We start from the raw sequence: 24,344 nt of genomic DNA on the forward strand, positions 1-24,344 counted from the left end.
AACAACCGAAAGGAGTTTTGCTTTCATGGATACTCATACTTCTCAATGCTTTATACATGAGTTGCAGCAACATCAAAATGAAGCGGAAATCGAAAAAATGAAAAAGTACTTTAAAGGTTCAGACGAAAACACAAAATGCTTAGGTCTTAACATGCGTACGGTTTTTCAACTTGCTAAGCAATTTACGGATATGCCTTTAACCGAAGTCGAACGGCTTCTGGAAAACGATTATTATGAAGTGAGAATGGGCGCCGTGAGCATTATGGATTTTCAGGCCAAAGCCAAGAAACTCCCTGAGGAAAACAGGCAAGCTTTGTACGAGCTTTATATACGGAGACATGATCGAATCAACAACTGGGATCTCGTTGATCGTGCCGCTCCTTCTGTAATCGGGACTTATTTACTAGATAAACCAAAAGATAAACTGTACGAACTGGCACACTCCTCTACTGTTTGGGAACGAAGAACAGCTATGGTAAGTACGCATAGCTTTATCAAAGCTGGCAACACGGAAACCACGTTTGCTATCGCTGAGATTCTGATACATGATCCTGAAGATTTCATCAACAAGGCTGTGGGCAGTTTTATTCGTGAAGCAGGCAAGAAAGACGGAGACAAGCTGAAATCGTTCTTAAATAAACACGCTCACACCATGCCCAGAATCACCTTGAGATACGCTATAGAAAAGTTTGATAAGAGCACAAGGGACTACTACTTAAATCGAAAGAAGAGTTAGCCTTTATAATGGAATTGAGTCCGAGAGTAGTAAAGGATGAAGCCTTTATCAAGGAAAGTCGCTGGAGAAAATTTTAAAATTCATTCTACTCCAAGATCATGAGCCCTTTTCTGTTTTCCTTAATCCAGTAAAAAAATAGATAACGATCAAAGCTAGGGTGAACGGAATGACTACTTCTAAAACAGTCGTCCACGTCATCTCACCAGAAATCAAATAAATCGCTGGTAACGTAATGATGAGAACCCCTAGAACTGCAGTGGAAATGAACTTAATAAACGACATGAGCGCGCTCCCCTCCCTTTTACCTTTTTATTTCTATTCCCAATCAATCATTTTGTTAACCAGTGCATTCTTATGAATAGGAAATTTATTCGTGACCAATAACATAAAAATTCACTTTTCTGTTATTGGGAAATGCATCAAATCTCTATCTTTTTTGTCGATAGAACAGGTATACTATCCTTAATTATCAAATAATTGGAAATGAGGAGCGCGTATGGCTTTGTTATTGGCACCAGCGGAGGTTGGGCATAAGATTGCTGAATGGTATAGCTACATCATCGCAAAAGAGCTCAAACAAGCACAAAAACTGAAGGTAGAAGCGTATGAGATGATCGATAAAATGGAAGAAGACGATAAGATGATTGCGTATTATCAGTTGGTATCATTTAGACATGATTTGCTTATGGCTCGGAATCAAGACTCCACCACGACGAATACACAAACCCTCTCTCCGGTCGAATTCCAAGCAGACGATTACCTTCAATTTATGTATTACTATGTTTCTGGACAACATGCGTTTTTGCAAGGCAAATACAAATCGGCTATCCGCTCATACAAGGTGGCCGAGCAATTACTAGAGAAAGTGAATGACCCAGCAGAAAAAGCTGAATTTCTAGAGAAATTAGGGATTAGCTATTATCGGATCAATCAATATACGTTCGCCACAGCGTATATTGAACAAGCATTGGAATATTTCGGAGAGCACAGCAATTATAAAGAGAATGAGATCAACTGCGAGATGGTTTTAGCCGCCATTGACACGGAATTAACACGGTTTGAGTCTGCCGAAAACAGGTACATGGATGTGCTTGAGCCTTCTTATCAATACCCTTATACCCATGCACTAGTCCTCCACAATATGGGACTGAATCGGGTGACACAGAACAAGCTTGAAGAAGCACTCTCTTTCTTTGAAAAAGCACTATCCATACATGAGCATGCAGAGTCCATTGCCGGCTTGAAAACAAAATACTATTGGTTTCATATTCATTTAAAATTAGGAAGAAATTTGGCAGGATTTGTTGAAATGGAAGTCGAATTAAAGAAGCATGATCTGCATGAATTCAAAGCGAGGTGCATGATAAGCAGAGGACTTTATATCGAGAACAGTCTGTCACTAGTCGAATCAGGAATCAGAGAATTAGAAAAAAATGAATTATTCTTCGAATGTTCGGAGGTCTCTGAAGAAGTGTCTCTCTTCTATGAATCGAAAGGCGATTTTCCCAACGCACTGAAGTTTTCAAAGCTGTCAAATGCAATGAATAAAAACCAAACTAAATTAGGAGTTGACCAATCATGAAAAAATTAACCCTTGCTTTAGCGACAACGTTTATTCTTGCCTCTTTCACTTTTGGACATGCAGCAACAAATCAATCTGACGATCAACTAACGCCTGATGGCAAACATGAGTTTACGAATGCTTCAACCGATCTTGTTCAACCTTTTGGGAAACATGAATTTACACATGCTTCAACCGATCTCGTTCAACCTTCAGGTAAGCATGAGTTCACTCATGCTTCAACCGATCTTGTTCAACCTTTTGGGAAACATGAATTTACACATGCTTCAACCGATCTCGTTCAACCTTCAGGGAAACATGAGTTTACTCATGCTTCAAACGATCTCGTCGATCCTTTTGGCAAACATGAGTTTACACATGCTTCACCAGATGAAACGAACGAATTGGGCTTTTCGCTCGTTTAATGGCGGACGAGCCTCGCTGTTTTTATAAATTCATGCATGATTTCGCTTAATCAGTAGCAAAACATTAAACCCAATACAAAAAAGAAAGCTCACATTTGGGATGCTTTCTTTTTTTTGCAGATGAATGTTCATTCCTTAGTCTCTTTTCCACATAGCGGGAGATTATTGATTTTTCTCAAAGGAGGTTTTTATTATAGTAGATTTCTCTTCGCTTGTTGCCCAATTATTACTTATTGGGCTTATTGCAGTTATTATTTATTTCATTGTTAAAAAGATTACAAAGTAAGCAATGAGATTTAAATTAGAGAAGGAGAACCCTTAACCACGCAATAAAGCTTTATGGTTGAGAGTTCTTTAAAGGTTTTGTGATATTAATATTCCTTTAGTATGCGTGAGATTCTACAGTAAACATCGGTTACACATGGCACCCATTCTTCACTACCTGTTCAAACTCATCAAGTTTTTTTACAACTTCTAAGACTTTTTCACCTGCCCCCTTCTCCTCAACTGAGTCTGAGGCAGACAAATCGTACCCAATGGATAAAAGGTCAAAACGAATTTCAGCAATGCACAGACGAGTGTAATAAATGGACATGGGAAGCCTCCTCTACTAGCTAAAACAGTATTCAATCTTCTCTTCAGCAAAATAATCGGTTACATTTAGTAGTATTTGTTGATAAAAAAACGACTATTTGTTAATCATGAAGATGTTCAGAAAGGCCATTGGTGTTAAAATGAAAGGGTTACGTAAATAAATGAGGATCTTGTCAACAAACTCGTTTAAAAGCTTCAGATACATGATAGATTTAGAGAATTGAATATAGTGAATAAATGCAGCAATAATAGTTTGAACTCATGCCCAATTAGTGCGTTATACACGAATAGCTGATTGTTGTTCTTGAGGTATAAAAAAGTTAATAAAGCCAAGAAAGAATTAAAAAAAGCCAATAATCTTAGCTATCAAGAACTTGCCATACTTTTAGGTATAAGTATTCGAGCTGTACAGCATTATGCAAGTGGCGATCGCTTTCCAGATTTCCACGTTTTAATTAAACTTGATGATCATTTTTAATGTTTCATTGGATTATTTGGTCGGGCGATCGGATGAAAACTTATATTAAAGAACAAAACAAGACGGAAAGCGTCCTTTGTTAATCCTTACTTTACAGGACGCTTTCCGTCTTGTCAATACATATTGAGGTGGTTTTTTGAATTCTTTCAGAGTACGATTAAAACAATTACGTGAAGAACATAACTTTACTCAACAAGACTTAGCAGAACATCTCCTTATATCCATTCGTCAATATAGACGATATGAAAAGGGCGATTATGAACCTAATATTGAGACACTCATAAAATTGGCAAATTACTTCAATGTCTCTCTTGATTATTTGTTAGGCCGATCAGAAGATAAGAGCCGCTATCCGAGAGATTACTGATTTAGATTAAAGAGGTTTTTACTATATTTGATTTTTCATCCCTCATTGCCCCAATTGCTCTTCGTTGGGGCTAGTGCATTTATTATTTATTTCATTGTCAGAAAAAGCATGAATGAGTAGGAAATAAAATAGTTTTTACATAACAAAAAGACCGCATGCGGTCTTTTTGAGCAAATTATATTTATGAATTCATTTTTTTATTTTTAAATTTTTAACGTTTACCTTGGACCTCTGATACAATGTACAACTTACTACTTGCCTACGTGCATCTTGCAATATAAATTCTCGGAAATTAAGGTAACGGGTTAAGATTCTTTTTTGGTTCTCAATTGAAATATCATTAAATCCATGCACTTCTCGAATAACTTTTCTTAAAATACCGATATTATTATGCGTTGTTATATGTCCCTGTTTTTTGTTACCCTCATTCAGTTCTAAAAGATGCAAGTATTCAATTACTTGAGGATTAAGGCCTATCTTATATAAATCGCTTATTTTGTTTCTTAATTTTGCTCTTTCATCATTTTTACCTATTAATTCATTTGGCAAGTCTTTAGGATTTAAATACGTTTCTACCAGCGTTTGAGGTATATTGGTAATTGATTGTATCAACTCAAATGCTAGATCTTCCCCCTTCCATTTTATAATGGAATGAATACACTTCTGTATATCAGTCGTTTTACCTCGATGGAAGAATAACCACTTTAAAATATGAGCATATAACGCACCCTTTTCATTCAACACAATTGGAAAACAGTTGACTTTTTGTATCATCCGACGTTCTTTAAGACAATGGAACCGATCAAATCCATTTAACAACCAATATTCATTTCCCCAAATTCCAACTAAATAGCTATGTGAATTAAATCCTAAATGGTTCATTTCAAATCTAATTCTATCAAGCTTCATTTTCGATATTTCCATAGCTACTAACTCTTTAATTTCACCTATTTCCAGTTGTTCTAATATTGGCATCGGCACCCCTCCCAAAATAGTCTATGCAAAAGGTGATTTGTCCTATTTCCATTAGCTATTAGAAAAGACAAACTACTTGCATATACATTATTAGTTAGTCGAGCTTTTTTTAAAAAATCCATACAGCTCTGAGATAAAACACTAATTAAAATAAGCTTTAGCCTCATACATATCATCAAAATGAACATGACCCGTAATACCATCATCAGTTGTATTTAATATACCAATGAATCCATCATTTGCAATGACTACATCAAGTGCTACACTTGTTTGTTCATTAAAATAAGCTTCAGCAAGCATGATATTTCCAAGCGCTTCCGTTTGATAGGTTGGGTAATCCATACCTTTGTAAAAAGTCATTTCAATATCTTCCTTTGTATAGGTTGCTTCCGCTTGAGCCTCGATATAAGATTCAAATAAATCATCCGTCATTTCATCTGTTAATTCAAATATACTAGACTCCTTTTCCTTTGTTTCTTCTAATCCTTCTTTTGAATGAGGATCTTCTTGGCTTTCAGTTTCCAAACCCTCGGACTTTTCCACATCAGCTGTAACGACTTCTTCGTTTGATTCATCAGGAATAAGTATAATACCAACTATGTAAAAAACAATTCCAAGACCGATAAATCCCAAATACTTTTTATGATACTCTCTTTGTTTCCGATAGCGAATTAAATTAAAAATCCCTAGTACTACAAATACTAGACTCGCCAATGTTAATATTAATACGATAAAACCCATTCAGACAATTACCCCCATATATATAGTCCTCACAATTATATATGTCCTATTTAAAAAGGCAATGTTAGGAGGTAATATCTTACTATTAAAATATTAATCTCACCACGATATTTACGACAACAATCATTTTTTTACTTAATCAAACGAAAAATAAGCTCGGGATCTATAAATCTTTAGACCCCGAGCTTTTCCATGAATAATATCAATATGGAGACATTCATTCTTTAGGCTTTAACCGTTTCCTTATCTTTTTCTTTCATAAATTACTTAGAGAAGTATATCAAGATCTAAACCTTGCTCATATATCTTTTTAATCGCATGTCCCATTGCCCATGTAAATGAACCCGCAACTGATGCACCAATTAGAGAGCCATAGCCAGGAACAAATTTCCCTAATTGCCTAAACGCTGTTTTTCCAATGTTCCCCACTAAATTAGCAAGAATCAGTTCCTTTGCCCTGTCTTTCGTTAACGGTTTATCGTATAGTGTTGCAAGTTTCACCATCAATCCAACTTGTATGTATGGGTATAACTCCAGCTGTGGCTGCCGCTGCCGTCGAGCTATTAATCCATCTATTAGCTGTTTTAGATTAGTCTTTTAATGCTTGGACAAAATGTAATTCTTTATTTTTTTCTAAGGTTACTCCAATTTTCTGTTCTAATTCACTTATATTAAATCCCGTTTTAGAAGAAATAGGTATTAAATCGTACTTATAGATCGTGGTAGCTTAGATGACTCGGAAGATGCTAAATTTCAGTAGTCTACTAATCATTACCGTTCAATATCAATATTGAACAACGGTCGCAGCTTTCCTATTGCGTAATCCTCTAAATAAAAGCGGTTGATTACATCATCCACTCCGTGCAGAGGAATGAAACTGTACTCCACATGATTCTTTATAAGATTAGCAGTATGAGGGTGTAAATAAAACAACCTTTCAATTCCTCTGCGTAGCTGATCTGCTGTTGTTTTACCTTTATATTTCGTATGATTAATTTGTAGATGCTGCCTCACTCTTTTCAGAATTGAGTCTGCACTTTTCCCTACGTATAAAGGGATATCTCCTCTGTATTGCTCTAACCATTCATCACTAAAATTGATTTCTATCTGATGGTAGGCAGGGATCTCCCCTGTATGTCCAATAATCTGTTTCCCTTGAACTTGATACGACCTTGTACAGGTCTCTTGGTAAAAAGGATCTAAGTCACCAGAGGATTTATTCCGCCACCAAAATACATAAATACCACCCTGATCAATTAAACTCGGCAGTGACTCATCTAAAAAACTCTTAAACTTCCAACCAGAAGGGTAATTTTTATGCAATTCTCCATTGTTCTTTTTTATCTCACAAATTAAGTCGGTGATAGGGTTCGGTTCATATGATATAAGCTGCTTATATAAACTATCAATATCCTTTGTTAACGAAATCATATACTTTCCTCCATAGCAAAATGAGCCCCCTTATTGAAATAAGGGGGCTCATTAAATATTAAACCAACTCTTTCTCCACTTTCACAACAGGACGCCCAACCGAATAATACTCAATCCCGGCCTCTTTCATTGCCTCTAAATTAAAACAATTACGTCCATCAAACACGACAGACTCTTTCAAATTCGCTTTAAAATCCTCTGTTGTTAACGAACAAATATCTTTCCACTCTGTCACAACAAATGCCGTATCAGCGCCTTTGATTGCTTCTAGTGGACTTCCTACATAGTCTACTGCTTCCGGAAGAATCTTCTTGGCATTCTCCATCGCAATTGGATCATATGCAATGACATTCGCACCAGCCAGCACTAGATCTTGCGCTAGAATAATAGATGCCGCTTCACGCATATCATCTGTATTCGGTTTAAAAGCAAGTCCAAGCAGAGCAATGGTCTTGCCACGAAGCGAACCAAAATGTTCTTTCGCTTTCTCAACCAAAAGACGCTGCTGCTTATAATTCACTTCAATAACTGCTTTTAATAAGGTAAACTCATGTTCCACATTCCCCGCAATTTGCACAAGAGCGCTCGTATCTTTAGGGAAACAAGAGCCTCCATACCCAATACCGGCATTCAAGAACTTCTCGCCAATCCGCTTGTCTTGTCCCATCCCTTTTGCAACATCATCGACATTGGCATCAAGCTTTTCGCAGAGATTTGCGATCTCATTAACAAAACTAATTTTCGTCGCTAGAAACGCATTTGACGCATATTTAATCATCTCTGCACTTCTAATATCCGTACGGAAAACAGGAATACCAAATGGCTTATTAATCTCTTCTATTAATTCTCCTGCAATTGGGCTGTCCGCACCAATTACAATACGATCACCATTGAATGTATCCTGCACCGCGGAACCTTCACGTAAGAACTCTGGATTTGAGACAACATCAAATGGAACATCTGTATACTTCTCAATGTAAGACTTGATATAGTCATTCGTACCAACTGGGACCGTACTCTTTGTGACAACAACAGCATAATTGTTTAAGTGTTCTGCAATATTATCAGCAACGGATTCAATAAAACGAAGATCCGCGGTACCATCTTCTTTTTGAGGTGTTCCAACAGCGATGTAGATAGCATCCGCACCTTCAAATGCTTCCTTGTGTTTTGTTGTAAAAGTTAACCGCCCAGCTTCAAAGTTCTTCGTCATCAGTTCAGATAAACCAGGCTCATAGATTGGAGACTTGCCTGCGCTCATGCTTTCAACTTTGACTTGGTCGACGTCTACGCAGGTGATGCAGTGTCCTATTTCTGATAGAGCGACTCCGGTTACTAGACCTACGTAGCCGGTTCCTACGACAGCTATTTTTTTCATAATTCAATACTCCTCTTTTTTATATGTCTTCATAAATTTTTAAAATCTAAAGATAGATTCTAATTTAATTGACTTCTTCACAGCGCAAAATCTAAGTTTTTATAAAGCCTAATTAACCTCAAATGCTTTAGGCGTTCCCATCAAACTCGTATGCAAGAATTGCTTGTTCTTCATTAAGTTGAATCAATGCACTTGTTAACTCGATATCACCAAAAGCTTCTACTGATAAACTTTCTAACACTTGGAATACCTCCGGTCGTAGAATATATCTGCCCATTAACGCAAGATTTGATAAAACTCTATATTTAGAATCTTCTTCGAGAAACGTCTCAACATGAAACAAACGTGTATCAATGGACTCTCCTTTAGGAGAGACCATTCCGTATTTAGAAACGTCACTATATTCTACTCGGTCCACACCTACCACAGATGAATGGTACCTGCTATAAACATTCATCATCTGCATAAGACATGGCACTGTTGATTTAACAACGTCATCCCCTAACAAAACTGCAAATGGTTCGTTACCAATAAAAGAAGAGGCCTGGAGAATGGCATCTCCTAAGCCTCTTGGTTCATTCTGTATTAGATAATGTATATTTGCGAAATTTGATGCTTGCTTAACCTCTTCTAACATAGCGTTGTAGTCATTTCTCGTTGCAAGGGTTTCCAACTCATATAACTTATCGAGATCATAATTAATCGCGTCCTTAGTACGACAAACAACAATAATAATGTCCTCTATTCCAGACTGAACCGCCTCTTCCACTATGTATTGAATGGCTAACTTGTTCACAATCGGTAGCATCTCTTTTTGTTGTACTTTTGTTACTGGAATAAATTGTGATCCTAATTCAGCAGTAGGTATGATCGCTTTTCGCACTTCGTTTTTCATTCTCACACTATCTCCGGCATAAGCTTTTATTAAACTTTTTTCAAGATAATTTAACGTTTCATGGACTCCGTAGGACTCCTTGCTACTTGACCCATTCCGTTGAATAGTCAACATAATACGAACCAGCTCATCAAGCTCCAATGCCATAGCGTACTCCTTATTTATAATATGATTTATACCACTCTACAAACTTGCCTATACCCTCATCAATTGAAGTAGTCGGATTAAATCCAGTTGCTTTTTGTAGATCGTTAATATCGGCATAGGTTGCTTGAACATCTCCAGGCTGCATCGGCAAAAATTCTAAGTTTGCCTCCTTACCCACATGCTTCTCAATTGTTCGAATAAAGTCCATTAATTTAACAGGCTCATTGTTCCCAATATTATATACCTTGTAAGGAGCATGGCTACTACTTGGATCAGGATGCAGATGATCAAATTCAAGATTTGGTTCTGGTTTCTTATCAATTAAACGAACAATGCCTTCAACAATATCATCGATGTATGTGAAATCTCGCATCATTTCGCCGTTATTAAACACTTTAATCGGTTTTCCTTCCATAATGTTTTTCGTAAACGAAAAGTAAGCCATATCAGGTCGCCCCCATGGGCCGTAGACAGTAAAGAAACGAAGGCCAGTTGTAGGAAGGTTATATAAATGGCTATACGTATGGGCGAGAAGTTCATTTGATTTCTTTGTAGCCGCATACAGGCTTACAGGATGATTCACAGCATCTGTCGTTGAAAAAGGCATCTTCTTATTAGCACCGTAAACTGAGCTTGAAGAGGCATAGATAAGATGCTCAACCTTGTTATGTCTACAAGACTCCAATATATTTGTAAAACCAACTAGATTTGATTGAATATATGCATGGGGATTATCGATACTATAACGAACCCCAGCTTGCGCTGCTAAATTTATTACATGTGTTGGTTTATATTTTGCAAAAAGTTGTTTTATAAAGTGTAATTCCCCTATATCACCTTCTAAAAAAATAAAATTAGATTCTCTCTTTAAAAGTTCTAATCTATTTGTTTTTAATCTAATATCATAGTAATCATTCATATTATCAATTCCTATAACAGTTATATCATTTTTCAATAAACGCTCACTTAAATTCACTCCAATAAACCCAGCTACCCCTGTAATAAGAACTTTCATTTCAGTACCTACCTTTTAATGCATATTTAATTGCATCAATAACTCTTTCTTGTTGGGACAAAGTCATTGTTGTACTAGAAGGTAGACATAGCCCATCTCTAAATAAAATTTCACTTACACTTTCTTCATGAGTATAGTATTTATTGTCTTTAAATAGAGGTTGTAAATGAAGCGGTTTCCAAACTGGTCTAGCCTCAATATTTTCTTGATGTAATGCTTTGATTAGACCTGAACTATCAATTATTGAAAAACTAGAATTGATTGTTAAAGTGGTTAACCATCTATTATGTTTCCCATAGGAAGCTTCGGGCATAAATTCAATACCCGCAAATTCGTTAAGCTCATCATAATACTTTGAGTATATCGCTCTTCTACCACTGACTCTATCTTCAAGTACTTTTAACTGTCCTCTACCTATTCCTGCCAATACATTACTTAATCTATAATTATACCCTACTTCATTATGTTGATAATGTAGCTCATTTTCTCTAGCTTGAGTTGCTAAAAATTTCGCTCTATCAATTATTTCCTGGTCATCTGATACTAACATTCCCCCACCAGAAGTAGTAATGATTTTATTTCCATTAAAAGAGAAGACACCTAACTTTCCAAGAGTACCACTCTTTCTTCCTTTATAAGTAGCCCCTAGTGATTCAGCTGCGTCTTCCAATACAGGTACATTGTATAGATTACAAATTTCTAATATAGGATCATAATCTGCACTTTGTCCATACAAATTTACTACAATTACTGCCTTAGGAAGTTTCCCAGATTTTTTTGCTTCTTCAAAAGCTTTCTCCAATGCTCTTGTAGACATATTCCAAGTAATCGGATCAGAATCAATAAAAACTGGCTCTGCCCCTTGATATAGTATAGGGTTTGCGCTTGCCACAAAAGTTAAGCTTGAGCAAAACACTATATCGTCTTTCCTTACACCTAATAATTGTAAACCTAAATGAATTGCTGCAGTACCAGAACTCACTGCCGTGGCATAATTCACATTAATATAATTTGATAGTTCTTTTTCGAATGAATCAACATTAGGACCTAAAGGTGCAACCCAATTTGTTTCAAATGCTTCGTTAACATAAGTTAATTCCTCATTTCCTAAATGCGCCAACGAGAGGTGAATTCTTTCCTTCATTTCGATTATATCTCCTTAATAAGCACATTGTCGTACTTAATCATCATTAAGTTCTTTTCATAATCTCCAATTATTGAATCATTTGAATTTCCTTGTAAATTAGTTATAATAGAACTAATAAAATTTTGTCCTAACTCATAAGCATGAGGATAACCACCACCAAAGCGTGGATTTATCTCTGAAATACAATAAGTTCCATTATACTCGAAAATATCAAAGTCTAAGGGACCAATAAAATCATAATGTTTTAGCGTGTTAAGAATAAGCTCTTGAATAGCCTTATTTTTAATTGATATAGATTTATCTGTTTCTCCGGCCCTCATTTTAATTTTTCTTTTAATGAATAAGTTAACAACTTCTTTGGAGTATATATCTATATAAACATCTACGCCGTATTCATCACTTTGTATATAGGGTTGAGCAATTAAATTATCCTGAAGAAAGAATGCTTCTCTCAATTCTTTTTCCGAGTTTATTATACGAATTCCTATGCTTGCACTCCCGTTGCCTGGCTTTAATATAATTGGAAAACTTATTACATGGCTATTTAGTGCTTCTAAAGTGTTTTCGACCGAATTATATGTTGGCACAACGGGGATACTTTTACGTATAAATTCTTCATACATATTGAATTTATTAAAACTTAATTTCACTTCTTTTAATGGAGATACAATTACCTCAACACCTATTTCTTTAAATAGACTCTTATTTTCTGAAAGAATCTCTAGCTCTGGATCAATTAAAGATATAACCGCCGAAATCTCATTACTTCGACATATCTCTAGTAATTCATCAATATATTTCTCATCTACAATTGGTAAAATGACTAAAGAAGTATCCGCAAAATTTAAAGCTGGCGCTGTCTTGTCACAATCTGCAGCAAAAACTCTCCCACCAATTTTATTTAATTCTTTTCTGAAATATTCAATTACCTTAACTCTTCTGCCAGCACTTGTAATTAGTACATTCATTACTATTCTTATGCTCCTTCTTAAAAAGAACTCTTGTTAAAAAACAAGGGAATTCCTCCGGTATGAATAAAAATAACGTTTTTATTTTTAATACTATTCCTATCCAGATAATCTAGCATTCCATAAAAAGCTTTCCCTGTGTAGATTGGATCAAGTATTATTGAGGTTAATTTAGCCACCTTTTTAATGGTGGTCTCAATTTCTGTATAGACATCTCCGTAACCAGACCCAATGTATTTATCCTCAAATACTATCTTATTGGTTTTTATATCCGTCTTATTGATATTATTATATTCGTTTATACTTTCTTTTATGGGTTGGATGCCTTGCTTATAAGCTCTTGCTATACTAATACCAACTATTTTTTCTGCATTATTACACAATCCGCTCCCTACAATTAAACCAGCTTGAGTTGCTCCCGTACCTGAAGCTAAGAATATATAGTCAATATCACGCGGAACTAAATTGTGTTGTTTTTGTGATTCAATTTCTCGATACGCTTCTACATACCCCAATGTGCCTAAGTATCCATGTCCTCCACCGGGAATGAAGTATGGAGCATCCCCTAATGTTTTTAAAGAAGACAAAGTTTCAGTTATAGTTGTTTTCACTTGATTCAAAGGCGTAGCAATTAAATTAACTCCCATAAGAGAGGTAATCTTATAATTACCTTCATATGTTGGCTTTTCGTCAGTCTCTGGAACAATCATTGTAAAATCCATCCCCATCTTTGAGGCTGCTGCTGCAGTCATACGACAATGGTTCGATTGTAAAGCACCATAAGTAACAATATGGTTACTTTTTTGGACCACGGCATCATAAAAAAAATATTCTAACTTTCTTGACTTGTTTCCCCCAAGAGCAAAACCAGTTAAATCATCTCTTTTAACATATAAATTATTACCGTTCCATAATTTATGCCTACCTTCATTACTAATTGGAGTAGGCAGAGAACTGAAGCTTATTTTCTCGGCCATGGAACCACCTCAATCTTCTTTGATATAGTTCTTCTTTAAAAGAGACATTATTATTCTATCTCTATGTTCGCCATGTGATAAGACATCATCTTCTAGATGTCCTTCTTTCACAAAGTTCAATCGTTTAGCCAATTTTATCATTGAATAATTCTTTTCCCAAGTATACAAATATACTTTATTTAAATTTAGTTCGGAAAAACAATAATGAATTAGTAATTTACTTGCTTCTATCCCCAAACCCCTTCCCCAATATCCTGGGTCTCCAAGTCCAATATAATACTCCGCTTTAGCGTTCTTGATATCTATATTGTTTATTCCTATATAACCAATAGGCTTATCATTTTGTAAATCGCAAATAATAAAATCTCTTCTTGAAGAGTCGTTAGCAACCGAATTCAACCACTTACGTGTGCCTATTTCAGATATAGGGTAACTAAAATTTAATGTTTTCCTAACTTCATTATTATTGACCCATTTAACTTTATATTTTACGTCTTCATCCTCCATTAAACGAAGATAAATATTCACCCCGACTAACACTAGATCACCCTCTATATATATTCTCTTTAAACACCACTGATTGAATAGTTTTTAGTACAATTCTTATATCTTCTTTGAATGATAAGTTATCCACATACTTCACGTCATACTCGATTCTTTCATCCCAACTTAGATTGTTTCTACCTGTAATTTGAGCTAGTCCAGTAATTCCTGGTTTAACCAGGAATCTTTTCTTTTGTTTAGTCGTATAATCTTCATAATTATATGGGTGATAGGGCACGGGAGGTCTAGGACCTATAAAACTCATTTCACCTTTTAATATATTTAATAATTGGGGAAGTTCATCAAGACTCGTTTTTCTTAGAAATTTTCCGATTTTAGTTATTCTTGGATCGTTTTCATTGGTAAATATACCTGTGCCAGCTTTTTCTGTCCCTTGCTGCATTGTTCGAAACTTAAATATTTTAAACGTTTCACCTTTATAACCTAGACGATTTTGTCTGAAAAATATCGGGCCTTTAGATTCGCATTTAATTAAAATAGCTATTAATAGCAGAAATGGTGATAGCACAATAACTAACACTGTAGAGCCAAAGTAATCAATGGTTTTCTTCAAGATTAACACCTTTTTTCCCATCATAATTTACTTCTTGAATTAATATATTTTCTAATTGATTAGCAAGTTTCTTTCTATCAAAATATTTTTCGGCTACTACTCTCGATCTCTCACCCATCTCTTTTAAAACTTCTTTCTCTTTTGTCAATTCATTTAATAAATCAGCAAGTTCATTAGGACGTTTTGGATCAACATAAAAACCTATACTATGCTCCTCAACTAAATCTTTTGTCCAACCAGGTGAATTAACAATTGTTGGTTTGCCAGCTGCTAATGAATCAAAAAATTTATTAGGAGAATTAGTTGCTAAAATAGGTATATCTTTAAAAGACGTAATAGTAATATCTACTTTAGACAGAAAAGAAGGCATAAACTTTTTAGGAATATTACCAGTAAATATAATGTTTGATATATCCTTATGCTTACATAAACCCTCCAAAATAGGTCGGTTACTTCCATCTCCTGTTAATAAGATTACAACATCCTTAGTTCCATTATTTTTTAAAATTTCTGCGGCATCGACTATGTAGTTTAAACCATTAGCTTCTCCCATCGTTCCTGGATGGACTGCTATCAATTGATCTGTTGACAACAATTCTCCTATTTCCTTTGGAAGTTCCATATCAGTTTCATCAAACATCTCTAAATCACAGCTATTTGATATCATTGTTACTTTATTTTGATCTTTACCCGCTTTTATAACCCCCTCACACATTCCTGGAGAAAGAGCAATTACATGGCTAGCGTGTTTATAAATTTTTTTTTCAAACCACCTTAATAACTTAATGACTTTTTTATTCTTTATAAAGCCCATTTGAATAGGAGCTTCAGGCCATAAATCTCTCACCTCAAATACATATGGTACTCTTTTGATCTTACTAATAATGAAAGCTGGCACGCCAATCGTCAAAGGAGTTGAAGTCGCATAAACTATATCATGCCTTTTTAAAATTAAACCTTGATAAGTAGATAAAAACATAAAAAGTAAAAATGAACAGATCCTTCTTATTTTCCCCATGTAATTTGAGTAGTTATTCTTAATAGCAATTACCTTCATGCCTTCAATATTATATTCCTTAGTTAAAATTGTTTTTTTTACAATTGGCTCTTTAGAAAGCTTTAAATGGACATCGCTTGTTAGCATAGTAACCTCATGACCTTTTTCAGTTAGTAATCTACCAAATTCTAAAGAGCGAGTACTCGAAAAACCTTCTTTCGTCTTAAAATATTGATGAATATATAGGATCCTCACTTATCAACACACCTTTTATAAATATTACTTAGTTAAAATAGGAATTAATATCTTTTTAATAACTTCTTCCTCTGTATACATGTAAGCTGTTTTATGTGCTCCTTCACTCAAATTTCGATAATAATCAAAATTGATAATTGACTTTAATTTTAAATGCAACTCAGTAGGAGAATTTACATTAATCAGCATGCCGTTCACTCCATCTGAAACCAGCTCGGGAATGTCTTTCCACTTAGTGGATATTACAGGAACACCCGCAAAAAATGCTTCTAAAATAACTCCAGGATAACCTTCACCAGCGTAAGTTGTAGGTAGCAATAGAATATCGTATTGGCTTATTGTTTCAACAACAGAGTCCCCTGGAATTTCTCCTTTATAATGAGCATTGTTGAGCTTTTGCACTCTAGATAAAAATTCTTCCTTATCTTTATTAAATATCGTCCCATAAAAATCGCAAGATATAGTAGAATCCTTTTCCAAAACCTCCAAAATATCCATTACACCCTTAGGCTGCTTAACTTGACCAACAAATATTGAATTAACTCCTTTATCTCTACTATCTATAATTTTTTTCTGGGGAGTCCGAGATAAAAAATTGGGTAGTTGAACTACTTTTTCTGCATTTAGACCAACTTCATCTATAAAAAATCGCCTAAGATTTTCAGTTTGTGGCAATATAAAATCTACTTTATTAAAAATAATATTTATAGCTTTTTTATAAAAACCAGGAATTCGATTTTTATAATGATCTGTAAACGAAGTTCCAAATAATTTCAAAACAATTTGTTTCTTATAAAGTTTAAACAGTAAAATGATTAAAAAACCCATTGTATATGCAAACCGACTGTTTGCCCACAGCAGAACTCCATCCACTTTTTTTCTATACACCCAAATCCCTCTTAAAAACTTTATTCCATTAAACAAGTCACTCAATTGTAGTTTCCTACTTATTTTACTCTCTTTATCTTTTCTTGAGGTATCAAATATAATTAACTCCACTTCGTCTTTTATTGACTCACTATTAATTAATCGTGAAAATGATATAGTGTCACCGCCTATAGGCGGCGGAAGCGGACCGATTGCTAAATATTTTTTTTTCAAGTAACTTCAATTCCTTTCTCATAAAAGACCTTACAAAAAGCTATCCCCAAAAAATAAAACCAAAAAAGAGTAAAAAATCCTGTGTAGGGAATTTTAGTCTCAAACATTTGATGTAACAATAACGAAATCATTATGGAAATAGACGTAGCATACATTACCGAGATTTTAAAGTTCTTAGCTCCTTTTGTGCTTAAATGGTTAATAACGCCTCTTGAAATCCCATATAACCAAATCATTATAAATAATATATAGCCTATTATCCCTGCTTCTAACAATAAACTAAGATGCATATTGTGAGTTGAAATATCCAAACCTAGCTTCTCCAGCATAATATCAGATGTCGCAAAACCTATCCCAATCATGAAATTCTCCTTAATATTAGAAATTGCTATCTCCCATGCAACTTCTCTGCCTGCAAAACCTGAAGACCTATCAAAAGCACTTATATCATTAAACACAGTTAAAAATAAAACAAGTCCCAATAAACCAGTCAAAAAACCTAAAATAATCCGATTTGATAATTGATGTAACCCTTTACTCGTAAGAAGGAAAAAAAAACCTATACCGACCACTGAGCTCAATAAACTAGCTCTAGAGATTGTCATTAGCAAAGCAGAAATTTGTATCAATAAAATTAATACAAAAAAATATTTATCTATTTCATCCAATTTTTTTAAAGCAAGAGTTGACATTATAGAAAAGAAAAGCAATAGGCCAAAATTATTTGGATTATCTAGGAGTGATGCAATTCTTAGAAATTCATTTGCATGGACAACTACTTGAGAGACTTCAATTGGGCCGATACTTAAGGTCTCATAATATACTCCTTTATAGCTATTCAAATCTCCGAAAAACGTCAACAAAATTCCAACTATGGAAAATATAATACCAGACCACATAAACCATTTTGATACTCGAATGAAAGTGAAAAGCGGATTAACATCACTTATAACTATTAATAAGACCATCACTCCCGGTCCAAAAGATAGTAGTAACCTTGAGACAGAACTAGCAGTCTCTGCAGAAGTAATAGAAGTAATTAAAAACCAACAAATTAAACACATAAAAAGAAAGATTAAATTTAAATTCCCTTTTTCTCTACTCATCCTTATGAATGGTATAATAAATATTGATAATACTATCTGTATCATTAAAGTTACTTCGTACGAAAACAACCTAACTTCGGGAGTTACACTAATACTTAAATATAAACTTAAAAACAACATGCAGATTATATAATAAGACCTAACTTTACTTGTTTTAAATTCCAATAGGTAATTTTTCATAGTCACCTCATGAGTACTTAAGCTGCAAATTGAAACTTAATACAATTCTTTCAAAATACCTCTATAGTAATTACTTAGTTTAAATTTTCTCATTGCCTCTTTTTTTGCTTCTTCTCCCATCCTCTTAATATTTAATGGATCTTTGAACGCTTCAATCACAATTTCAGCTAATTGTTTTGGGTCTAGAGCTCTAGGCTTGCATAATTCTTCTGACTCAACATTAACTGAGTACTCACCAATATTTTTATCGTATGGTGTTAGAGAAGGTTTTAATAATATACCTGTTTTCCCATGAATTACAACTTCAGGAATACCATCAATGTCAGTACCGATAGTAGGTGTACATTGATAAGCAGCTTCTATTATTACGTTTCCTAACGCCTCTCGAATTGAAGGTAAAACAAGAAAATTTGCTTTTGCCATATAATCATAAACATTTGCAACATTACCATAGAAAAACACATGATTATATAAATTCATATCGCTGACAAGTCCCTTTAAACCAAGTTCTAAATTTCCGTCACCTAAAACCCATAGTTGAAAAGAAGTATCCTCATTAGTTAAATACTTCATCATATGAATCAAAGTTTGTGGAGATTTAACTTTATCTAACCTACCAGCAAAAACTAAAGTCTTTTCATGCTTCTCAACATTTAAAGCTTCTATATAATCTATTCCATTTAATACTACACGTAATTTATCCTGATTACACTTAAACCTTTTATATAGTAAAATAGATGCTGCTCTAGAATTACAAATGATAGAATCAGCATTCCTGATCCACATTTTAGTTAGTATTTCTTTCTTACCACTTACCCCCCAAGAACTACCGTGTTCATGGCATATAATTTTTAACTTTTTATTAAAAAAACCTACTAACCCGCAGATAGCATTTCCTAAGAAGTTTTGTCCATACAATATTTTTATGTTTTCATTCTTAATTATTTTCATAACATCAAATATATCAGATATTTTAAATTTATCGCTTTTACTTTTGAATGTTTTAATACCTAGCTCTTCTAACTCTTTCTTAAAGTACTCTGATAATCCGACTGTATAAATTAATTGATACTTCAATAATTCAGGGTTATTTTTTTTCATTTCCTTAATAAAGTTTATAAACATAACTTCAAGACCTGCTCTTCTTTTTAAAGAAATTATATGAAGTGTTTCCTTCACATCCAACAATTATTATCCCCCTATTTTCCTCTTTGTGTTTTTGATAATTTGATCTTCAGTATGACAATTAACATAGTTAATTGAACTATAGCTCCAGCTATTAAAGCATAAGACGCGCCTAATAATCCTAGTTTAGGGATTAACAAAATGGAAGTTAGGAAACTAACAACCACCATTGTGAAACCAATATATGGTTGTATTTTAAAGCTTTTTGTTGCAGTCAGACCATATCCATAAAAGGCTGCAATATTATTTATACATGCAGCGATCATAATGAGATTGAGTTCTTTAGTGTAAACAGCATACTCTACCCCATAAAAGATCTTTAAAAATAATTCTCCTAATAACACAACAAATATAACCGATATGATTCCGATAAATAATCCGAGATAGTTCAATTTTTTTAACAACAATTTAAACATACTAAGATTATTACTTGCATAGTACTTAGCCAATCTCGGTGCAGCTGATTGCCCTAACGCACTTATGACAGTATTTCCAGCTACGTACAAGTAAACTAAAGCAGAAAAATAGCCTAGTGCTTCCAGATTCATGTAGTTTTCGATTATATAACGAGGAATAGTAGAGTTAAGTGATAGTAACATACTCATGATACCCAAAGGTAATGACACCTTAAAGATTGTAATCATTTTCTTCTTATCTAAATTAAATTTTATATTCATCTTAGAGAATTTATTGACATTTCTTAAGTCAAAAAAGATTAAAATTAATAACCAAGAAATTGCCAACGTAATAACGCTGTATACTAAACTACCAGTAATCCAAAGTGTAATTGAAAAGCTAAATATTGAACTAATAGCTTTTAAATTTTTTGACACAGCGACATAGTCCATACGCTCATTTTTCTGAAATAAACCAAAAGAAACATCGCTAATTGATTCTATAAACTTACTACCACCTATTAATATAATTACTATTACTGTCATGTAATCATAATCAAAAAGTAGAGCAACAATTATTATAATAACTACTGAGATACAAGAACTAATTATCCTGAAAGTAAAAAAATCGGAGAACTGATATTTATTATTTACATCTGTTATTTGCATATTTCTCAACTGTAAATTTGTTAATAACAAAATAGGAGAAGTTATAGCCAAAGCCAAAGAGTACATGCCTAATTTTTCTGGAGAGCCTAATTGTGCGATTATAATAATCACGCCCCATTGGCAGGCAGCATATATAATATTACTAATAAAGGTTACTGAAAAATTTCTTCTCAAAGATAAAGGAGTTTTTTCCCTCACAAACATTCACCTATCCAATATTAATCATTACAAATTTAAACACTTAGTTCTACTTTTTCTTTTCTCGAATTGGCTGTATCTAAAATGATTCTTCTCAACTCTTCTGGTCTTTTATATTTATAGGAATCAATTTCTTTAATTACAAGATTAATATCTACTCGTAATGTTTTTCCTCTATAAATCATTGGATAGACTTGCTCACTATGAACCTCATCGTCTCCTAATAACTCTTCAAACATTTTCTCACCAGGTCTCATGCCTGTAAATTCAACAGGGATCTCTTCTTCGCTAAAACCAGAAAGCCTAATTAAATTCTTAGCAAGGTCAACAATTTTCACTGGTTCTCCCATATCTAATACAAACACTTCGCCGCCTTCGGCAAGCGAACCAGCTTGCAACACCAAACGCGATGCCTCTGGGATTGTCATAAAATAACGTACCATATCTGGATGAGTTACGGTAACCGGCCCACCGTTCTTAATCTGATCTTTAAATAACGGAATAACACTTCCACGACTCCCCAACACATTTCCAAAACGTACAGCGACAAATCGAGTATCACTGATCATGTCCATATGCTGAACAACCATTTCTGCAATTCTTTTTGTTGCCCCCATCACACTAGTTGGATTAACAGCCTTATCACTTGAAATCATCACAAAAGTATTTACATTTGCCAAGTCCGCCGCTTCCGCTACATTTCGAGTACCTATTACATTATTCTTAACCGCCTCTTCAGGATTTCTTTCCATTAAAGGCACATGCTTATGTGCGGCCGCATGAAAAATAACGTGTGGTTTACGTTTTTGCATAATAAGATTCATTTTCTCTTTATCTTGAATATCAGCTATCTCTGTATCAATATTTAAGTCTGGTAAATTTCTACGTAATTCCATTTCAATAGAATAAATGCTATTTTCTCCGTGTCCTAATAAGATTAGTTGATTCGGGGAAAAGCGTGCGACTTGGCGACAGATTTCTGAACCAATGGAACCACCAGCACCCGTAACAAGAATCGTTTCCCCAGTAATATATTCAGCGATCCCATCTACATCAAGCTCCACTGGTTCACGACCTAACAAATCTTCAACTTCCACATCTTTAAACTGGCTCACTTGTACGGAACCTAATACTAAATCCTCCATACGGGGGAGAATTTGTGTTTTTACGTTTGTATCCGTGCATAATTTTACGATTCGATTTAAGTCGATTTTAGATAGCGATGGAATCGCAATAATGATATGTTCTACTTTTTTATCATTTACAACTTCCTGTACATCTTTTGTTCCAGCTAGTACTGTCAAGTCCATAATTTCTAAACCATGCTTAGTAAAGTTATCATCAATAAAACCTACTGGGGTCAATGTCGTATCTTTGTCTTGCTTTAATTGCCGTGCAATCATCGTTCCGGCAGAACCAGCGCCAATAATCAGCGTTCGTTTTCCATCTTTTTTATTTGTTATGTACGTGTCTTTATATACACGCCAAGACATTCTAGACCCACCAATTAAGATCACGTGCATCATCCATGTCATAATAAGTGTTCGCGCATAGAAGTCCTGAAAGAAAATAAGCTGCGTTAAACCCGCAGCGACTATCGATATACTTACTGCATAAACAATTGCTTTTAATTCAGTAATACTCGCATATTCCCACGCTCGTTTATAAAGCTTGAATTTGTAAGCACATAAGTGATGAACAAGCAACAAGACAATGGAACTTGCGACAATTACTTCTGTAACAGGTGAACTGCCTGCAGTAAGAATTAAACTACATATATAAATAGAGAAAAGAACAATAGCCGAATCAATTAAAATGAGTGTAAGTAGTCTTTGCTTTAATGTCATAAACAATAGTCACTCCCCAATGTTAGATTATTTAACTTGAGAAAGTTCAACATACTCCCTCATCTTCTCAATCAGCGCATCTTTCAAATCTTCCCGCTCCAGCGCAAACTCCAATTGCGTCAAAACAAATCCAAGCTTCTCACCAACATCAAAGCGTTTGCCTTCAAAGTCATAGGCGTATACACTTTCTTGTTCATTCACTGCTTGAATTGCATCGGTTAATTGGATTTCTCCACCTGCACCCGTTTCTTGTTTTTCAAGAAATTCGAAAATCTCTGGCGTTAAGATGTAGCGTCCCATAATTGCTAGGTTCGACGGTGCAGTACCTTGTGCTGGTTTTTCTACAAAACTGTTCACGCGGTACAGACGGTCGTTTTTCGATTCGGGATCAATGATGCCGTAGCGGTGCGTTTGGTCATTTGGCACTGTTTGCACACCAATGACAGACCGTTCCGTTTCATCGTATTGGTTCATCAGTTGTTTTAAACATGGCGTGTCCGCTTGAACGATGTCGTCTCCAAGAAGAACGGCAAATGGTTCATTGCCAATAAACTTTCTGGCACACCATACCGCGTGGCCAAGTCCTTTTGGTTCTTTTTGTCTTATGTAATGAATCTCTACTTTCGAGGCGGCTTGTACTTTTTCAAGCATATCCATTTTGCCTTTATTAAACAGGTTTTGTTCAAGTTCGAAAGCGTGATCGAAATGGTCTTCGATTGCGCGTTTTCCTTTTCCCGTAACGATAATGATGTCTTCTATTCCTGCTTCGATCGCTTCTTCGATAATGTATTGGATCGTTGGCTTATCAACAATCGGAAGCATTTCTTTTGGCATTGCTTTTGTTGCTGGTAAGAATCGTGTACCTAGACCAGCTGCTGGGATAATCGCTTTTTTTACTTTTGACATATGAATCACTCCTATTTTGAAATAATAATCGTAAAAATGACATACATTCGTTAGAGTTGTTGTCGAACTTTTTAACATAGTAAAAACAGTTAGAATAATTCTCACAAACTTAATGTAAGCGCTTTTCTAACTGTTTTTTAACAGTTTATTCGTTTGGGCGTTTGCCCTGAGGCATCTAACCTCTCCTCACACCATGCCATCGGCGACCAGCACCTAAGGTAAAACCCGTAGCATAGCCGAGTGCCTCCGTTGATAGTGGTCTTGAAGACGTGACCATCCTACTTTGTTTGAATGTTTTTATTTTTTTGTTCATTCGTTGCGGTTCGACATGTTTCTAAATCGTGTTTCCCAACAACGCTATTGCCATTCGTTCAATTAATTCCTATTTTTCGAAAAGAATACTCATAATGTACCATATTAATGTAATATCTTCCATCAAAAAAAGTAATTTCTCTCAAATATATTTTACTCGGTTGACATTTCCAATTCATGTTTTCCCAACAGTAGCATAGTGGAAATGTCTATTCTTGTCGAAAATTTTTTATTTTTTGTA

General features: G+C 34.7%; 26 protein-coding genes. 5 read left to right on the forward strand and 21 right to left on the reverse strand.

The features are described from left to right. The first annotated feature begins 25 nt into the window (after positions 1-25). Positions 26-736 carry a DNA alkylation repair protein gene (locus BK584_RS12120; protein WP_078392846.1) on the forward strand — a complete coding sequence of 237 codons (711 nt, stop codon included), beginning with the start codon at positions 26-28 and terminating at the stop codon, positions 734-736. Between the two features lie 96 nt (positions 737-832). Here the strand turns inward: BK584_RS12120 and BK584_RS12125 are convergent, their stop codons facing one another. Continuing rightward, positions 833-1,018: a hypothetical protein gene (locus BK584_RS12125; RefSeq protein ID WP_078392847.1), complete on the reverse strand. Its 186-nt coding sequence runs from the start codon at positions 1,016-1,018 to the stop codon at positions 833-835. A gap of 214 nt (positions 1,019-1,232) precedes the next feature. Here BK584_RS12125 and BK584_RS12130 point away from each other — a divergent pair, with 214 nt between their 5' ends. Then, the gene (locus BK584_RS12130) at positions 1,233-2,318 is read left to right on the forward strand and encodes a response regulator aspartate phosphatase (protein WP_078392848.1); all 1,086 of its coding nucleotides are present in this window, start codon (positions 1,233-1,235) and stop codon (positions 2,316-2,318) included. After that, complete coding sequence (locus BK584_RS12135; protein WP_078392849.1) at positions 2,315-2,722, forward strand: hypothetical protein; 408 nt, start codon at positions 2,315-2,317, stop codon at positions 2,720-2,722. Before BK584_RS12130 ends, BK584_RS12135 begins: the two co-directional genes overlap by 4 nt. Positions 2,723-3,137: 415 nt before the next feature. Here BK584_RS12135 and BK584_RS12140 read toward each other — a convergent pair whose 3' ends face one another. After that, the gene (locus tag BK584_RS12140; protein ID WP_078392850.1) at positions 3,138-3,317 is read right to left on the reverse strand and encodes a hypothetical protein; all 180 of its coding nucleotides are present in this window, start codon (positions 3,315-3,317) and stop codon (positions 3,138-3,140) included. Between the two features lie 303 nt (positions 3,318-3,620). Between BK584_RS12140 and BK584_RS12145 the strand changes: the two genes are divergently transcribed. Both BK584_RS12145 and BK584_RS12150 read left to right on the forward strand, forming a co-directional pair. Next, complete coding sequence (locus BK584_RS12145; protein WP_245808848.1) at positions 3,621-3,794, forward strand: helix-turn-helix domain-containing protein; 174 nt, start codon at positions 3,621-3,623, stop codon at positions 3,792-3,794. Between the two features lie 136 nt (positions 3,795-3,930). Then, positions 3,931-4,161 (forward strand): helix-turn-helix domain-containing protein, encoded by a 231-nt coding sequence (locus tag BK584_RS12150; RefSeq protein WP_078392851.1) that lies wholly within the window; start codon positions 3,931-3,933, stop codon positions 4,159-4,161. A gap of 189 nt (positions 4,162-4,350) precedes the next feature. On the opposite strand, the gene BK584_RS12155 is transcribed toward BK584_RS12150, so the two are convergent. The 19 genes from BK584_RS12155 to galU form a co-directional block, all read right to left on the reverse strand. Beyond that, a complete protein-coding gene (locus BK584_RS12155) occupies positions 4,351-5,136 on the reverse strand; it encodes a hypothetical protein (protein ID WP_078392852.1) in 786 nt (261 codons plus the stop codon). 141 nt (positions 5,137-5,277) lie between these two features. Next, positions 5,278-5,877: a DUF308 domain-containing protein gene (locus BK584_RS12160; protein WP_078392853.1), complete on the reverse strand. Its 600-nt coding sequence runs from the start codon at positions 5,875-5,877 to the stop codon at positions 5,278-5,280. Positions 5,878-6,144: 267 nt separating this feature from the next. Next, entirely contained in the window at positions 6,145-6,378 is a 234-nt protein-coding gene (locus BK584_RS12165) for a hypothetical protein (protein ID WP_139365664.1), read from the reverse strand. A gap of 270 nt (positions 6,379-6,648) precedes the next feature. After that, on the reverse strand, positions 6,649-7,308 hold the full coding sequence (locus tag BK584_RS12170; protein WP_078392855.1) for a GIY-YIG nuclease family protein: 660 nt from the start codon (positions 7,306-7,308) through the stop codon (positions 6,649-6,651). 58 nt (positions 7,309-7,366) lie between these two features. Continuing rightward, on the reverse strand, positions 7,367-8,686 hold the full coding sequence (locus tag BK584_RS12175; protein ID WP_078392856.1) for a UDP-glucose dehydrogenase family protein: 1,320 nt from the start codon (positions 8,684-8,686) through the stop codon (positions 7,367-7,369). A gap of 127 nt (positions 8,687-8,813) precedes the next feature. Beyond that, a complete protein-coding gene (locus BK584_RS12180) occupies positions 8,814-9,728 on the reverse strand; it encodes a UTP--glucose-1-phosphate uridylyltransferase (protein WP_245808849.1) in 915 nt (304 codons plus the stop codon). 10 nt (positions 9,729-9,738) lie between these two features. Next, positions 9,739-10,743: an NAD-dependent epimerase gene (locus BK584_RS12185; RefSeq protein ID WP_078392857.1), complete on the reverse strand. Its 1,005-nt coding sequence runs from the start codon at positions 10,741-10,743 to the stop codon at positions 9,739-9,741. 1 nt (position 10,744) lies between these two features. After that, the gene (locus BK584_RS12190; RefSeq protein ID WP_078392858.1) at positions 10,745-11,887 is read right to left on the reverse strand and encodes a DegT/DnrJ/EryC1/StrS family aminotransferase; all 1,143 of its coding nucleotides are present in this window, start codon (positions 11,885-11,887) and stop codon (positions 10,745-10,747) included. 5 nt (positions 11,888-11,892) lie between these two features. Continuing rightward, positions 11,893-12,858: an ATP-grasp domain-containing protein gene (locus BK584_RS12195; RefSeq protein WP_078392859.1), complete on the reverse strand. Its 966-nt coding sequence runs from the start codon at positions 12,856-12,858 to the stop codon at positions 11,893-11,895. A gap of 20 nt (positions 12,859-12,878) precedes the next feature. After that, positions 12,879-13,835, reverse strand: a complete 957-nt coding sequence (locus BK584_RS12200) for a 1-aminocyclopropane-1-carboxylate deaminase/D-cysteine desulfhydrase (RefSeq protein WP_078392860.1) — start codon at positions 13,833-13,835, stop codon at positions 12,879-12,881. Between the two features lie 9 nt (positions 13,836-13,844). Beyond that, positions 13,845-14,375, reverse strand: coding sequence for a GNAT family N-acetyltransferase (locus tag BK584_RS12205; protein WP_078392861.1), 531 nt, complete (start codon positions 14,373-14,375; stop codon positions 13,845-13,847). A 4-nt stretch (positions 14,376-14,379) separates the two neighbouring features. Continuing rightward, positions 14,380-14,961 (reverse strand): sugar transferase, encoded by a 582-nt coding sequence (locus BK584_RS12210; protein WP_245809005.1) that lies wholly within the window; start codon positions 14,959-14,961, stop codon positions 14,380-14,382. Next, entirely contained in the window at positions 14,936-16,204 is a 1,269-nt protein-coding gene (locus BK584_RS12215) for a glycosyltransferase family 4 protein (protein ID WP_078392862.1), read from the reverse strand. The genes BK584_RS12210 and BK584_RS12215 overlap by 26 nt, the downstream gene beginning before the upstream one ends. A 24-nt stretch (positions 16,205-16,228) precedes the next feature. After that, positions 16,229-17,305, reverse strand: a complete 1,077-nt coding sequence (locus BK584_RS12220) for a glycosyltransferase family 4 protein (RefSeq protein ID WP_078392863.1) — start codon at positions 17,303-17,305, stop codon at positions 16,229-16,231. Continuing rightward, positions 17,302-18,591, reverse strand: a complete 1,290-nt coding sequence (locus BK584_RS12225; protein WP_078392864.1) for an O-antigen ligase family protein — start codon at positions 18,589-18,591, stop codon at positions 17,302-17,304. The genes BK584_RS12220 and BK584_RS12225 overlap by 4 nt, the downstream gene beginning before the upstream one ends. A gap of 36 nt (positions 18,592-18,627) precedes the next feature. Continuing rightward, a complete protein-coding gene (locus BK584_RS12230) occupies positions 18,628-19,770 on the reverse strand; it encodes a glycosyltransferase (protein ID WP_245809006.1) in 1,143 nt (380 codons plus the stop codon). A 20-nt stretch (positions 19,771-19,790) separates the two neighbouring features. Beyond that, positions 19,791-21,038, reverse strand: coding sequence for an oligosaccharide flippase family protein (locus BK584_RS12235; RefSeq protein WP_169871231.1), 1,248 nt, complete (start codon positions 21,036-21,038; stop codon positions 19,791-19,793). Between the two features lie 35 nt (positions 21,039-21,073). Then, on the reverse strand, positions 21,074-22,885 hold the full coding sequence (locus BK584_RS12240) for a polysaccharide biosynthesis protein (RefSeq protein WP_078392867.1): 1,812 nt from the start codon (positions 22,883-22,885) through the stop codon (positions 21,074-21,076). Positions 22,886-22,912: 27 nt separating this feature from the next. Then, on the reverse strand, positions 22,913-23,791 hold the full coding sequence (gene galU / locus BK584_RS12245; RefSeq protein WP_078392868.1) for a UTP--glucose-1-phosphate uridylyltransferase GalU: 879 nt from the start codon (positions 23,789-23,791) through the stop codon (positions 22,913-22,915). Between the last annotated feature and the right edge of the window lie 553 nt (positions 23,792-24,344).

It is taken from the genome of Shouchella patagoniensis (assembly GCF_002019705.1).
Taxonomy (GTDB): Bacteria; Bacillota; Bacilli; order Bacillales; family Bacillaceae_D; genus Shouchella; species Shouchella patagoniensis.

Coding starts and splice junctions, on each gene's coding strand:
- BK584_RS12155 (WP_078392852.1), bottom strand. CDS start 5,136: ATGCCAATATTAGAACAACTGGAAATAGGTGAAATTAAAGAGTTAGTA.
- BK584_RS12195 (WP_078392859.1), bottom strand. CDS start 12,858: ATGAATGTACTAATTACAAGTGCTGGCAGAAGAGTTAAGGTAATTGAA.
- BK584_RS12185 (WP_078392857.1), bottom strand. CDS start 10,743: ATGAAAGTTCTTATTACAGGGGTAGCTGGGTTTATTGGAGTGAATTTA.
- BK584_RS12190 (WP_078392858.1), bottom strand. CDS start 11,887: ATGAAGGAAAGAATTCACCTCTCGTTGGCGCATTTAGGAAATGAGGAA.
- BK584_RS12120 (WP_078392846.1), top strand. CDS start 26: ATGGATACTCATACTTCTCAATGCTTTATACATGAGTTGCAGCAACAT.
- BK584_RS12175 (WP_078392856.1), bottom strand. CDS start 8,686: ATGAAAAAAATAGCTGTCGTAGGAACCGGCTACGTAGGTCTAGTAACC.
- BK584_RS12140 (WP_078392850.1), bottom strand. CDS start 3,317: ATGTCCATTTATTACACTCGTCTGTGCATTGCTGAAATTCGTTTTGAC.
- BK584_RS12200 (WP_078392860.1), bottom strand. CDS start 13,835: ATGGCCGAGAAAATAAGCTTCAGTTCTCTGCCTACTCCAATTAGTAAT.
- BK584_RS12160 (WP_078392853.1), bottom strand. CDS start 5,877: ATGGGTTTTATCGTATTAATATTAACATTGGCGAGTCTAGTATTTGTA.
- BK584_RS12135 (WP_078392849.1), top strand. CDS start 2,315: ATGAAAAAATTAACCCTTGCTTTAGCGACAACGTTTATTCTTGCCTCT.
- BK584_RS12170 (WP_078392855.1), bottom strand. CDS start 7,308: ATGATTTCGTTAACAAAGGATATTGATAGTTTATATAAGCAGCTTATA.
- BK584_RS12240 (WP_078392867.1), bottom strand. CDS start 22,885: ATGACATTAAAGCAAAGACTACTTACACTCATTTTAATTGATTCGGCT.
- BK584_RS12130 (WP_078392848.1), top strand. CDS start 1,233: ATGGCTTTGTTATTGGCACCAGCGGAGGTTGGGCATAAGATTGCTGAA.
- BK584_RS12225 (WP_078392864.1), bottom strand. CDS start 18,591: ATGAAAAATTACCTATTGGAATTTAAAACAAGTAAAGTTAGGTCTTAT.
- galU (WP_078392868.1), bottom strand. CDS start 23,791: ATGTCAAAAGTAAAAAAAGCGATTATCCCAGCAGCTGGTCTAGGTACA.
- BK584_RS12125 (WP_078392847.1), bottom strand. CDS start 1,018: ATGTCGTTTATTAAGTTCATTTCCACTGCAGTTCTAGGGGTTCTCATC.
- BK584_RS12180 (WP_245808849.1), bottom strand. CDS start 9,728: ATGGCATTGGAGCTTGATGAGCTGGTTCGTATTATGTTGACTATTCAA.